The following is a 13,259-nucleotide window of genomic DNA, read 5'->3' on the forward strand; positions in this document are numbered from 1 at the left end:
GGCGTTGCGTGTTCTAAATCTACACATTGACTGAGACTGGCCGTCGAGTATGAGGCTGGTTATCTGCTGATAAGGGAGACTCCATGAGGCCACCCATTGGATTTGATCGCTATATACGGCTTGCTCAGCGTTTTTTGATTCGTGGGCGTCTGCCTGCCCTGTTACTGGCGGTAGGCCGAAAAGTCGGGAAAAAAGGGTTTCGGCTAGGCGCAGCCAAGGAGACGTTAGGGCTTTTTCATTCGTTGTTGCTGGCTTGGTGGCGAGGACAGTATCGAGGCGTCGATCGAAAAGCCATTTTAACGATCATGGGTGCTTTACTCTATTTTCTTTCTCCCATTGATGTGATCCCAGACTGGATGCTGACCTTCGGCTTTATAGACGATTTAGCCGTATTGGCGTGGGTCGCGAAAACATGGAAAAAAGAGTTGGATGCTTTCAAGGCTTGGCGTGATACCCAGCCGGTTTCTCTGCGTCAATCCCTTAATGCCCCGCCAGCGCCTGCGGAAAAGCCGGCCCATGGTGTCGTTATCATAGAGAAAACCTGAGAGGCTGGTACTCTCTTGGGATGCCTGACCGAAACAATCCGGTGGGCTTCTTTATTGATAATTAAGGTAGGACTGTGTCAATACGAATCAGCCGTACCCATTGGCACGCTCTACTGGCGGAGCTTGATGAAGCGCGCCGGCAGCGCCATTTGGTGACCTATCGCTCGTTGATTGAACGATTACAGTTGCCAACGCCAGCCATGGCTACCTTGACCGCAGCGCTGGAGCATTTGGCCATGCTTGACGCTCGAGACGGGCGCCCGCTGCGTAGTGCTCTTGTAGTTAGTCAAGGTGCAAGCCGTCTTCCGCGTCCTGGCTTTTTCGAGTGCGCTCAGCGTGTCGGACGCTTCAATGGCCCTTCTGATGGGCCCGCTGCGGCAGCATGGCATGCCTCAGAGGTTACTCGAGTGTTCGAGTCTGACTAAGGAAAATGTCTGGATACGCTCTGTCCTTAGCTGTCTGCGGGATATAGAGCGCTAGGCGGTTTCGGTCATTAGGTGCAGGCTATAGCCGGGAATCTTCTTAGCTTGGGTCCTGGCGTCAGAAGCCATGCGGATCACATGATGAGCATCGAGCCGCCGGGTGCCTCCAGGCAAGACCCTGACAGCCCCTACTGACAGGGAGAGCAAGGGATATTCTCGACGGCGACCATCGGCTTCCTCAACAATCATGCAGCCATCGTTTAGATGTTTGGGTGTGTAAAAGCGGTGACAGCGACTTTGAAAGGTTTCCATCAGCTGCGTTAGGCGTGTACGCCAATCCAGAGAACGGAATATGATGATGAAATCGTCTTCGCCTTGATGGCCGATGAAGTCTTGGGTTGTTTCGAGGCATTCACTTAGAATTTGTGCCAGACACAATAGCACTTCATCACCTTGAGCATACCCATAAAGCGCATTGAAAGGGCTTAGGCTGTCGATGTCGAGATGACAAACAACGGCGCTGCAATCACGTTCCAGTAGCGTGGTCAGGTGATGATAGATCGGTACGCTACCTGGTAGGGCCGTTAGAGGATGGGCATGCCGGGATTCTTGAAGTTTGTGTTCGGTGATGACATGTAGAATGTCTATGACTCGCCCCATTCCCCGATATTGCTCTTGTTCAACGATAATGAAATCTTCCTCGACGCGTTGACGTGCGCGTCGAGTCAATAGACGGCTGACTTGTAACGGTGACTGGGTTTTATCGACCGCAAGAAAGTCCTGACTCATGAGTCGTGTGATGGGTTTGCGAGAAAAAAGATCAGGAGCGAAGGGCTTGCGAAGCGTTTCAGCTAGGGCATAGTGGTGCACGATTCCAACAGGAGACCCTTTGTCATTGATGACAGCTAATGAGTTTAGTGAGGGTTTTGCCTGGAACAAGGCCATAACCTCAGGAATCAGTGTGTCCATAGGTACGGCTGGCTGCTCAAGCAGCAACGGGGTAAGACCACCATCCTTGCTCATGAATGGGCTCGGTCGGCTTTCGATACGTGGCAATACCTCTCGTGCTTCGCGAGGCGGGTTGGCTTCAGGGCGACTTAAGAGATAGCCTTGGACCAGATCTACTCCCATCTCGGCGAGGACAGCTAGCTCTTCTGGCAGCTCGATGCCTTCGGCCACGACCATGGCTTGAGAGGCACGGGCCATTTGTAGAATCGAGCCAACAAATTCTCTTTTCAAGGCGTCCCGGTGAATGCCATCAATAAAGTGGCGGTCGATTTTGACGTAATCGGGACGTAATTCCGACCATAGGCGCAAACTGGAGTAACCCGCCCCAAGATCATCCAGAGCAATGGTAAAGCCCATGGCTCGATAATAATGCAGTGCTGTATCCAGAAGCCCCATATCATCGGTTGGGGCTTGCTCGGTCAGTTCGATGACGATCCGGCTGGCCGGGATGCCGAGTCGCTGTAAAAGCTTGAGAGTTCGGCCTTGTTCATGGCTGCTTTCGAGCAGCGACTCGGGCGAAATGTTCAGGAAGAGCTTGCCCTCTAGGCCAAGATCACGAAAGCCAGTGCAGGCGCATGTACGGCAGGCCATTTCCAATTCTGCTAAGCGTTGTGCTGTACGAGCGGTGGCAAACAGCGGAAGCGGGGAGTGCAACGGACTGTTGGACGGACCTCGGCTAAGCGCTTCGTACCCTATGATGCGGCGTTCGCTCAGGGATACGATAGGCTGATAGAGACTATGGAGATCGCTATGAGCCAGGATGTGATCAAGGGCGCTCAGTTGTTCATTGACAGTCATCTATTTCCAAATCCTGAAATGCACAAGACCAGCGATCAAGCTGGCCCTGCGCATTTGACGACAGTTCGATGACTGTTTGATGACGGCCTAGTGTGACGCTGCCGCCACGCTTTTGTTGAGATCAAGATAATCCAGCAAGATCTGCCCTGTCTCCATCAAATAAGCATCTTCCTGTGGTTTAGTTTTTTCCTCTTGGGAAGCAACCAGGGCATTTTCATCGATCTTCTTCAGTTCTTTGAGCGGTTCTTCGCCCTTAGCCTTTCGGCGTTCGTTTTCGATGGCCAGCTGACGTCTGTCGAGTTCAGCCTGTTGTGCCCGGCGTTTTTGCTCATTCAAGCTGACCACGGTGTCCTTTGCGACTTCCTGCGAGAATTGCAGGCGTTCACGGGCAAAGACGAAGTCGGGGTTATGCTGAGTCCGGGCATCATGCCGGGAGGTCAGCTCACTCAAATAGGGCTTGAACGGATTCTTATCGATCTCCAAAACAGGCCGGATCGTATCCCAGGGCATTGAGTTGGGCAGGGCGCTTTCACCAATTTCCTTGTTGTCGACGATATCCGGATAGGTGATATCTGGAATTACACCTTGATGCTGGGTGCTCTGGCCAGAAACACGATAGAACTTGGCCAAGGTCAGCTTCAATTCGCCATGATTGAGCGGTTGAATGGTCTGGACGGTACCCTTACCAAAGGTCTGGCCTCCAATAATCAAGGCGCGGTGGTAATCCTGCATCGCGCCGGCAAAAATTTCCGAGGCGGAGGCTGACAGGCGATTCACCAATACAGTCATGGGGCCGGTATAGAACGCATCGCCTTCATCGTCGGCCAGCACATCAACACGGCCGTCACTATTACGGACCAGCACAGTCGGGCCCTGGTCAATGAACAAGCCGGTCAGTTCGGTAGCCTCTTGTAGTGAGCCGCCGCCATTATTACGGAGGTCGATGACGATACCGTCTACCTTCTCGTTCTTGAGCTCGCCAATCAGCTTACGCACGTCACGCGTCGTGCTCTTGTAGTTGGGGTCGCCTGCACGGTAGGCCTTGAAGTCCAGATAGAATGCAGGCACATCGATAACGCCCAGCTTGTAGGTCTTGCCGTTGTGCGGCACGTTTATCACATGCTTTTGGGCGGCCTGTTCTTCGAGCTTTACAGCTTCGCGCGTGATGGAGACAACTTTGGTCGTCTGATCGTTTGGCGGATTGCTTGCTGGAATCACTTCCAGGCGAACCGTGGAGCCTTTTGCACCGCGGATCATTTTGACCACTTCATCGAGACGCCAGCCGACTACATCGACCATTTCGCCATTCTTGCCTTGGGCTACACCAACGATTTTGTCCGCAGGCGCCAACTGCTTGCTCTTATCCGCCGGGCCGGCAGGGACGAGGCGTACTATCTGCACGTAGTCATTATCACTCTGCAGAACTGCACCAATGCCTTCCAGCGACAAGCTCATGTTGATGTCGAAATTTTCTGCGTTTTCAGGCGACAGATACTGGGTGTGCGGATCGTACGTTTGCGCGAAGGCATTGATATAAGCCTGGAAGATATCTTCGCTGCGCGTTTGCTTCAGGCGCGCTAACTGATTTTTATAGCGTTTCTGCAGTTGCTCCTGAATCACCGCATTGTCCTTGCCACCCAGTTTCAGGCGTAAAACTTCGTCCATGAGCTTCTTGCGCCATAAATCATCCAGCGCTGCCGTATCCTTTGGCCAGGAGGCTTTCTCTCGGTCGACGTCAAACGTTTCGTTAGTTGTGAAGTCAAGCGTATTTACACCTTTATCGAGCAGACTAAGTGTGTAATCGAGGCGCTCCTTGACGCGATCTAAGTAGCGCTTGTAGATCGCAAAGCCGGGATCAAGGTTGCCCTGCTTGAGGAAATCATCGAAACGGGTACGCCAAGCGTCGAACTCGGCAATGTCGCCTGTATTGAAATACAAACGGCTGGGATCAAGCATCTTGATGTAGCTGTCGTAGATCTTGATCGAGCGATCATCGTTGAGTGGTGGTTTGTTGTAGTGATGGCGCTTGAGCAGCTCAACCACGTTGATGCTCGCAACGACCTGATCACGGTCTGGTTTGAGACCATCCCAGGCATTCGGACTCGCCGGCTTGGCAGCCAACGGCAAAGCGCTTAGGCCAAGAACGAACAGGAGGGCGGTACGGGGAAGGAGCTGCTTCATGCTGATTTCGACTAGAGTACGGATAATAACGCTATAGGCTGTACTTAGCCGTTCCGGTTCCCGGGCCTGCTCAAGTACGCTGTTAGCTCATGGCTCACTATGGAGGCACTGTGAACGCATTGCAAGGTATTGAAGGACAACTGGAATGGCAACAGTTACCAAGTCCGACACTTTCTGCAGGTGAAATTCGTATTCAAGTAGCGGCCGCTGGGCTCAATCGCGCCGATCTGCTGCAATTGGCCGGGAATTATCCGCCGCCGCCCGGAGCGCCGCAAACTCTTGGGCTTGAGTGCGCCGGAGTCGTTTCGGAGGTCGGCGAAGGCGCCAACTGGAAGGTAGGAGATAAGGTATGTGCTTTGCTGCCCGGTGGCGGTATGGCAACCGAAGTGGTCGTTCATGGTCAGCACGCTATTCCTGTACCTGAGCGAATTACCATGGCCGAAGCAGCAGCACTGCCAGAGGTTTGGGCTACCGCTTGGTGTAACCTGTTCGAATTGGCAGGGCTCAAGCCGGGCGAAAAGGTCTTATTGCATGCCGGAGCGAGTGGTGTTGGGTCAGCTGCCATTCAGTTGTGCAAGGCGTTCGGTAATCCCTGCTGGGTCAGTGTCGGTTCGGTCGAGCGGCTAGACTATTGTGTTGCCCTAGGTGCCGAAGGTGGCGTTGACCGGCATACTGGATTGGAGGGGCTGCGTGATTTTGGCCCTTATGATGTGATTCTCGATCCGGTAGGGGCAGGGTATGCTGCGCTCAATCTGGACCTCTTGAACCGTGACGGGCGGTGGGTTCTCATTGGACTCATGAGTGGGCGTGAAGCCCAGTTTGATCTGGCAAAAGTGCTGAGCAAGCGTATCACCTTGATCGGTTCGACCTTGCGTAACCGTGATCAAGCCTTCAAGTCACGTTTGATGGCTGAGCTGGGTGCTCGCGTTTGGCCGTTGTTTACCGAAGGGAAACTCAAGCCGAACCTAGAGCAGCAGTTTGCGGCCAAGGATGCTGAAGCGGCCTTTGCCGCCTTGTCTAGCAACAAGGTCAACGGCAAGGTCGTTCTGATTCTGGATAAGAACCTCGTATAAACCTGCGGCGGCCGTCTCTTGTATACGGCCGCTAGTTCTAGCGCCAGGCCAGAATAGGCCAGTCGCGCTGTTCAGCCAGGTTGCGTAGATAAGGGTCAGGGTTCACGGCATAGGGATGGCCGACGCGCTCTAGCAGGGTCAGATCGTTGCGAGAGTCCGAGTAGAAGCTGGCCGTAGCCAAGCTGCTTTCGTCGCCCTCCAAGTATTCCAGCAGGCGCGTCAGCTTGCCTTCTCTATAGGTCAGAATGCCCTGGGTGCGTCCTGTATAGACGCCATGTTGCACATCAAGGTCTATAGCCAGTGTTTCTTGTACGCCTAGGCGTTCAGCAATAGGTGCAACCAAGTGCGCTCCGGAAGCCGAAATAATCAGGATACGGTCGCCGGCAGCACGGTGTTTGGCCATATAACGGCAGGCATCACTAAAGATCAGCGGTTCGATTATCTCCTCTACATAGGCGGCGATTTCAGGTTCGAGCTCTTCCGGCATGCGTCCAATCAGTGGTTCAAGTGCAAAGGCCATATACTCTTCCATGGCCAATTGACCTTCTGCATAGGCGGTCATTAGGTCGGCGTCGCGTTGTACGAATGCGTCATCTACCCAGCCGAGCTGTGCCATACGCTGGCACCAGAGGCTGGAGCAGTCGCCATCGATAAGGGTTTCGTCAAGATCGAAAATAGCCAGGCTCATGCAACTTCTCGTATACAGGATAAATCGAAGCCCAATGTGACCTGACTGCCTGCAGGACGCAAGGCGGCAGAGCTGCGATTGAGTACATCTACGAGTAGTTCAACATCGTTAATCTGCACGTGGTAGCGGATAACGTTGCCCAGCAGACTATGTCCCTTGATTTCTGCCAGAGGCCCGGTTGATACGCTTAAATGGATTGATTCAGGGCGTATCGCTACTTGCTGGGTATACGGCCGGCCAAGTATGGCTGATGCCTGGCTGGCGCTCAGTATGTTGTAATTGCCAATGAAGCCCGCCGCGAACAGCGTGGCAGGCGCCGTGTACAGTGTCTCCGCATCGCCGCTCTGGACGATCCGGCCTTCTTGCATTAGGACAATGCGATCTGAAATCGTCAGGGCTTCTTCTTGGTCGTGCGTCACGAACACGGTGGTCAGCTTGAGCTCTTGCTGAATTCGCCGGATTTGTTCGCGTAAATGCTTGCGGATTCGTGCATCCAGAGCGGAAAGAGGTTCATCAAGCAGTAATAGGCGCGGCTGGGTCACGAGAGAGCGAGCCAATGCCACGCGTTGGCATTGCCCGCCGGAAAGTTGGTGCGGATAACGTTCCTCGAAGCCGTTCAGCTCGATCAGTTCGATAACTTCCGCCGTGCGCGCCCTGAGCTCTTGGGTAGCAACCCTTTGCATGCGTAGGCCGAAGGCCACATTCTGACTCACAGTCATGTTTGGAAAAAGCGCGTAGCTTTGAAAGACCATGGCGATGCCACGCCTCTGAGGGGGCAGCGGGGCAATATCTTGCCCATCGAGCAGAATACGCCCACTGTTTATTGGCGTTAGTCCTGCCAGGCAGCGCAGCAAGGTCGACTTCCCGCATCCGGACGGGCCCAGTAATGTGACCAGTTCTCCACGTTCTGCGGAAAAGTCAATATCACAGAAAATGGTATCCGTTCCGTAGCGCTTGTGCAGGCGCTCGACACTAAGAAAGCTCATTGTTTATCCCGGTTCAAGCTGTTGGCCACCCAAGTGACGAGCAGGACGACCAGAAAATAAGAAATGACCAGTGCGCTAGTAAAATGGCCACTGCCGTTGCGCATGCTGTAAAGGTATACCTGCAGAGTCTCGTAGCGTCCTCCAACCAGAATGTTGGCAAACACGAACTCGCCCATCAAAAAGGAAAACGATAGGAAAAGAGCAACCATCAATCCTTTGCGTAGGTTGGGCAATACCACTATCAGCGCAGCGCGAAATGTACTAGCACCCAGCAGATGGGCAGCATCCATTAAGTCGCGCAGATTCAAGGCCTGCAGGTTATTACTGATGGCGCGGTACATGAATGGCAGGGCAATCGTGAAATAGCAGCCGATCAGGATCCAGGGGGTACCGATCAGCGGCAGCGGGCCACTGGCATAAAGTTGCAACAGGCCCACCGAGGAAACAACTGGCGGTACGGCAAAGGGCAGCAGGATCAGTACGTTCATTACTGCATCAAGCTTTGGGAAGTGATAGGCGATAACAAACAGCAGCGATAGTACGAGAAAAATGGCCAGCAGCAGTGCTCCCACACACACTACAAGCGAGTGGCCAAACGCGACAAGGAAGCGGGGATCGTTCCAGAGCGCTACGTACCATTTGAGCGTTAGGCCGCTGGGAAGAATCGTGGCTGACCACTGTGTAGCCAGGGAGTAAACAAGCGTTGCAGCCAGAGGTAATAGCAGGATCAGGAACAGTAGCCAGACGACTAGTCGATGGTACAGCTTAGCGTTGGACATGGTAGCTCCGACGCAGCAGCCATTGGTGGATGACGGTGATCAAGGCCATGAGCGCGACCAGCAACATAGCCAGGGCGCTGGCCATGTTGGGATCAAGAAATATATCGCCGGAAACCAGGGCGGCAATGCGCACCGGTACAACGTTGAAATTGCCCGTGGTCAATGCATAGACCGTGGCGTAGGCACCCAGCGCATTAGCCAGCAAAATGATGAAAGTCCCGAGCAGGGCCGGTGTCAGGATGGGCAAGCCAATGTACCGCCAGTAGTGCCAGGCATTGGCACCCAGCAAGGCGGCAGATTCGCGCCACTCCTCGCGCAGTGCACCGAAGGCTGGGTAGAGCAGCAGAACACCTAGTGGTATCTGAAAATAGGTGTAAATCAGAATCAGGCCGCTCTTCGAATACAGGTTGAAGTCTTGAATCAACCCGGCCTGTTTGAGCAGCAAGGTCAGGCAACCGTTGAAGCCCAGCAGAATGATAAAGGCAAATGCCAGCGGGACGCCGGCGAAATTGCTTGTCATATTGGTGAAGGCGGTAACAAATCCCCTGAGCGTCGAGTCAACCTTGTGTAGCGAATAGCTGCTAATTACCGCAATGACCAATCCCAGCACGCTGGACCATAGCGAGATCTCTAACGAGAAGCGTATTGCTTGGCGGTAAAACGGTGACCCTAGAATTTCTCGAAAGTTATCCAGTCCCCAACCTTGACTGCTGTTCAGGCTGTTAAACGTAATCCAAAGTAAGGGGGCAATTTGGAAGGCAAAGAAAAATACCAGAAAGGGCAGTGTGCACAGTGCTGCCAGCCACTTGCCTTTCATGACAAAAGCTCCCGACAGACCGTTTTGTCATGAGGCACTCCTAGAAGTTCGCATACCGTACCGCATAGTTCGGTTTGGCGAGGCTTGGCCTGGCATAGAGCAAAGGCCTCGCCAAACACAAATAAGGGTACCTCACGCTCTTCCGGCAACAGGCCACCATGGCTGCGGTCGTTGTTCATACCATGGTCGGCAGTCACAAGAACCTGATAGCCCTCCGCCAGCCAGGTGGATAGATAATGGGATAGATAGGCATCTGCCATACGTGCCGCATTGCGGTAGGCGCTGCTGGACAGGCCGTGCACAGAGCCCTTGCAGAAAACCCATACAGTCGTGAGCTATCTGGTAGGTAAGACCATCAAGCACAACCAGAATCGTTTTCATGGTGCCGTTATTGCTGCATGTGCATGATCACGTTTTCCTGCCACAGGCGCGGCAGCCGCTTGGCCGTTTCCTCCCAAGCTGCTGCATCGGTGATGGGCTTGGCGTTGGCGTATTGTGTGCTGGGCAACAGCTTGCTCTTTACATCGTCTGGTAGCTGTAAATAATCGGTGCGGATAGGGCGGGCATAGCCACGAGCCAGGTTGATCTGGCCTGCATCCGAGAGAATATATTCGCGAGTCAGTTTCGCAGCGTTCGGGTGCTTGGCATAGGTATTAATGATTGTGGTATAGCCAGACGTAATCGAGCCATCCGAAGGAATAAGCACTTCGAAGCGCGAGTCATCAATTTGGTCTCGATAGTTGAGGCCGTTGAAATCCCAGACGATACCTACTTCCACTTCGCCTTTTTCCAGGGTAGAAACGACGGGGTTGATAAGTGATAGCCGTCCTTGCTGCGCCAGCTTGCCAAAAAAGTCCAAACCCGGCTTGATATTCTTTTCATCCCCGCCATTGGCGTAGGTTGCCGCCAGCACGCCGCTGACCGCCTGGGAAGCCGAGCTGACATCACCGATGGTGACTTTGTACGTGCCCTTAAGCAGGTCAGCCCAGCTATGAGGTATGTCCTGTACCAACTGCTTGTTGACGATAAAAGCGATAGTTCCGGTATAGGCCAGCATCCAGTGACCATCCTTGTCCTTGGCCCATTCTGGGATTTGATCCCAGGTGGAGGGCTTGTATGGCATGGTCACGCCTTTCTGCACGGCAATCGGCCCGAATGAGGCTCCCACGTCGCCAATATCTGCCGTGGCGTTTTCTCCTTCAGCCGCGAACTTGGTAATTTCCTGGGCTGAGCTCATGTCAGTATCCATGTGCTTGAGGCCATACTTCTTTTCCAGATCGGCCCACGTATCTTTCCAGTTGGCCCAACTGTCCGGCATACCAACGCTATTAACCTGGCCTTCCTGGCGGGCCGCTTGTTCGAGTGATTGAAGGCTGTCAGCGGCAGCCAGGACTAAGCTGCCGCTCAGCGCGACAGCGCCGCCCAACAGTGAAGCAAGCAAGCGTTTCATCTGGTGCTCCTTCGATACGGTAAGTAAATAAAGCTGGTCTACATCAGTAGGATCCAGGCCAATCTAGCAAGCGTGGATTACGGTTTAATTGCCGCTTCGAAGGGGTATTTATTCGTTCGAGCTGATGCGTCACGCAGACTTCCAAAGCGTCTGGCTCATGGAGTAGGGCCTGTTTTGGTCATGCGGTGGTCATTAACCGGACTTATTCTGCCTATGAATAAAGCCCTTTGTTTGGGCGGATGTTTGCCTGCTATTTGTCTGGACTAGTCCACATGAGAGCACCTGTACATGAAGATGCGTCGCGAACGGTCACAGCAATCTATCGAACGCTAGAAGAACAAATCGTACGAGGCCTTCTACCGCCGAGCGCTAGATTGCCGGCAGAGCGCCAATTGAGTGAGTTATTCGCCACAACACGTATTACGCTACGTGAGGCGCTTGGCCAGCTGGAATCACAGGGGTTGATCTATCGAGAGGAGCGTCGAGGCTGGTTCGTGTCGCCGCCGCGAGTGGTTTACAACCCTTTGGTACGTTCGCATTTCCATGCCATGGTTACCGAGCAAGGTCGGGTTCCATCTACCGAATTGTTATCTGCACGTCTAATCCCGGCGAACTCGAGCGTATGTGAATTGTTGGCGTTACCAGCCCTGACCGGGGTTTACCAGATCAGACGGACACGACGTATTGATGGGCGGCTGGTGCTGTATGTGGAACATTATCTCACGCCGGCCTTTTTTCCTGGTCTGCTTGATAATGACCTTACGCATTCATTAACTGATCTATATGCCCAAAAATACGGTATTCACTATGGGCGGGTCCGCTTTGACATACGACCCACGGCTTTGCAGGCTGAAGCTGCGCTGGCGCTTAAGGTAGCAACGGGAAGTCTTGCCCTTCACATTACACGGCTCAAGCGAGATCAGCGCGGTCAGTTAATCGACTGTGATCTGGAGTTCTGGCGGCACGATGCTATCCACGTGAGCGTTGACGTGCCGGATTAGGAGTTTAGAGAAGGGTAAAGGCAGGTACGAACAAGGTTCAATACCTGCCTGACGGCTCAGGGTAGGGTATGGCTGGCGTAAAAAGCTTTAAGCACTTTCACTAAATAGGTTAGGTCCTGGCTACCGGCCAGCTCTCGAATGGAATGCATGGCAAAGGTTGGCAAGCCGATATCGACGGTCCGAATGCCTAGCTGGCTGGCCGTAATCGGGCCGATGGTCGAGCCGCAAGCCATATCGCTGCGCGTGACGAAGCTTTGTACGGGTATCTCGTTTTCCAGGCATAGGTGCCGGAAGAAACCACCGGTTTCACTGTTCGTCGCATAACGCTGATTGTTGTTGATCTTGATTACCGGTCCGGCATTGAGTTTCGGGCCGTGATTGCCGTCGTGCTTCTCCGCGTAATTGGGATGTACACCATGGGCATTGTCAGCCGAGATGAGCAAGGAGCGGGCAATCGTTCGAGTAAAATTTTCGCCTTCCGGCAGTACACGGCGTAACACCTGTTCAAGGAAGGGACCATCGGCGCCGCAGTGCGAGCAAGAGCCAACTTCCTCGTGATCGGTACAAACCAGTACGCAGGTTTCATTGCCCTCGGCCGTTAGCAGGGCTTCCAGACCGGCATAGCAGGACAGCAGGTTATCCAGGCGGGCCCCTGCGATGAAGTCATCGTCCAGGCCTATCACGGCTGCCCGCTGGACATCATAAAACGACAGCTCGAAATCCAGGATCGACTCAGCCAGGATGCCATGTTCCTTTTCCAGCTGCTCGGTCAGCAAGGCGCGAAAATCGCGCCGTTCTCCAGTAGGCACCTGAGCTACGATAGGCGGCAGTTCGTTTTGCGCATTGATTGGCCAGCCCTGGTTTGCCTCACGATTGAGGTGGATGGCCAGGTTGGGAATAATGGCGATGGGTTTCTTGAAATCAATCAGACGGCTGTGCTGCATGCCGGTCTGACGAAACGTCACTCGACCTGCCAGTGACAGATCACGGTCAAACCAGGGGGCCATCAACAGCCCGCCATAGACTTCTACACCCAGTTGCATGAACCCCTGCTTATAGAGTTCAGGGTTGGGCTTTACCCGTAGACATGGACTGTCTGTATGAGCGCCTACCAGACGCATGCCTTCCCGAAGAGGATCGTCACCCAGGCGAAAGGCGATTAAAGACGAATCGTTACGGGTGACGTAGTAGCGGCCACCGGGGCGTACATGCCAGGTGTCGCGCTCATCAAGCCGTTGATAGCCGGACTGCTCCAGGCGACGAGCCAGACTGGCCGTGGCATGAAAGGGAGTAGGGGATGAGGCAAGAAAATCGATCAGACCTTGGTTGAGTGTGTCGCGCATGCGGTACTCCTTACAATATGCCTCTAGTCTATCGAGTGCTGGGCGAGTCAGTCGATGCCGCTTTATACACTCACAGCAAAGATAAACGACCGATAGCGCTCATGAGCCCACTTCCTCTCTTACTGCAGCCTTACGATATAACCGTTTCTGTATACTCGCGACGCACGT

The 13,259-nt window shown here is 53.7% G+C and carries 12 protein-coding genes and 1 pseudogene; 4 read left to right on the plus strand and 9 right to left on the minus strand.

Annotated elements, in window-relative coordinates:
* Positions 1-83: 83 nt before the first annotated feature.
* Entirely contained in the window at positions 84-545 is a 462-nt protein-coding gene (locus IQ22_RS07680; protein ID WP_145140470.1) for a YkvA family protein, read from the plus strand.
* 74 nt (positions 546-619) lie between these two features.
* On the plus strand, positions 620-970 hold the full coding sequence (locus IQ22_RS07685; RefSeq protein ID WP_145140473.1) for a hypothetical protein: 351 nt from the start codon (positions 620-622) through the stop codon (positions 968-970).
* Between the two features lie 51 nt (positions 971-1,021).
* Here the strand turns inward: IQ22_RS07685 and IQ22_RS07690 are convergent, their stop codons facing one another.
* Both IQ22_RS07690 and IQ22_RS07695 read right to left on the minus strand, forming a co-directional pair.
* Positions 1,022-2,773 carry a GGDEF domain-containing protein gene (locus IQ22_RS07690; protein ID WP_145140474.1) on the minus strand — a complete coding sequence of 584 codons (1,752 nt, stop codon included), beginning with the start codon at positions 2,771-2,773 and terminating at the stop codon, positions 1,022-1,024.
* An 87-nt stretch (positions 2,774-2,860) separates the two neighbouring features.
* A complete protein-coding gene (locus IQ22_RS07695; RefSeq protein ID WP_145140477.1) occupies positions 2,861-4,954 on the minus strand; it encodes a carboxy terminal-processing peptidase in 2,094 nt (697 codons plus the stop codon).
* Positions 4,955-5,064: 110 nt separating this feature from the next.
* Here IQ22_RS07695 and IQ22_RS07700 point away from each other — a divergent pair, with 110 nt between their 5' ends.
* Positions 5,065-6,027, plus strand: a complete 963-nt coding sequence (locus tag IQ22_RS07700) for an NAD(P)H-quinone oxidoreductase (protein ID WP_167654159.1) — start codon at positions 5,065-5,067, stop codon at positions 6,025-6,027.
* Between the two features lie 37 nt (positions 6,028-6,064).
* On the opposite strand, the gene IQ22_RS07705 is transcribed toward IQ22_RS07700, so the two are convergent.
* The 6 genes and pseudogenes from IQ22_RS07705 to IQ22_RS07730 form a co-directional block, all read right to left on the minus strand.
* On the minus strand, positions 6,065-6,715 hold the full coding sequence (locus IQ22_RS07705; RefSeq protein ID WP_145140479.1) for an HAD family hydrolase: 651 nt from the start codon (positions 6,713-6,715) through the stop codon (positions 6,065-6,067).
* The gene (locus IQ22_RS07710) at positions 6,712-7,701 is read right to left on the minus strand and encodes an ABC transporter ATP-binding protein (RefSeq protein WP_145140482.1); all 990 of its coding nucleotides are present in this window, start codon (positions 7,699-7,701) and stop codon (positions 6,712-6,714) included. Before IQ22_RS07710 ends, IQ22_RS07705 begins: the two co-directional genes overlap by 4 nt.
* A complete protein-coding gene (locus IQ22_RS07715; protein ID WP_145140486.1) occupies positions 7,698-8,480 on the minus strand; it encodes an ABC transporter permease in 783 nt (260 codons plus the stop codon). The genes IQ22_RS07710 and IQ22_RS07715 overlap by 4 nt, the downstream gene beginning before the upstream one ends.
* Positions 8,467-9,297, minus strand: a complete 831-nt coding sequence (locus IQ22_RS07720) for an ABC transporter permease (protein WP_145140489.1) — start codon at positions 9,295-9,297, stop codon at positions 8,467-8,469. The genes IQ22_RS07715 and IQ22_RS07720 overlap by 14 nt, the downstream gene beginning before the upstream one ends.
* A pseudogene (locus IQ22_RS07725) lies at positions 9,294-9,605 on the minus strand (alkaline phosphatase family protein); the annotation flags it as partial. The gene IQ22_RS07720 and the pseudogene IQ22_RS07725, both read right to left, overlap by 4 nt.
* 80 nt (positions 9,606-9,685) lie before the next feature.
* Entirely contained in the window at positions 9,686-10,747 is a 1,062-nt protein-coding gene (locus IQ22_RS07730; protein ID WP_145140492.1) for an ABC transporter substrate-binding protein, read from the minus strand.
* A gap of 272 nt (positions 10,748-11,019) precedes the next feature.
* Here IQ22_RS07730 and IQ22_RS07735 point away from each other — a divergent pair, with 272 nt between their 5' ends.
* Positions 11,020-11,748, plus strand: a complete 729-nt coding sequence (locus tag IQ22_RS07735) for a UTRA domain-containing protein (protein WP_145140495.1) — start codon at positions 11,020-11,022, stop codon at positions 11,746-11,748.
* A 56-nt stretch (positions 11,749-11,804) separates the two neighbouring features.
* Here IQ22_RS07735 and IQ22_RS07740 read toward each other — a convergent pair whose 3' ends face one another.
* Positions 11,805-13,091, minus strand: a complete 1,287-nt coding sequence (locus IQ22_RS07740) for a M18 family aminopeptidase (RefSeq protein ID WP_145140498.1) — start codon at positions 13,089-13,091, stop codon at positions 11,805-11,807.
* Positions 13,092-13,259: the final 168 nt, after the last annotated feature.

It is taken from the genome of Pseudomonas duriflava (assembly GCF_007830155.1).
Taxonomy (GTDB): domain Bacteria; phylum Pseudomonadota; class Gammaproteobacteria; order Pseudomonadales; family Pseudomonadaceae; genus Chryseomonas; species Chryseomonas duriflava.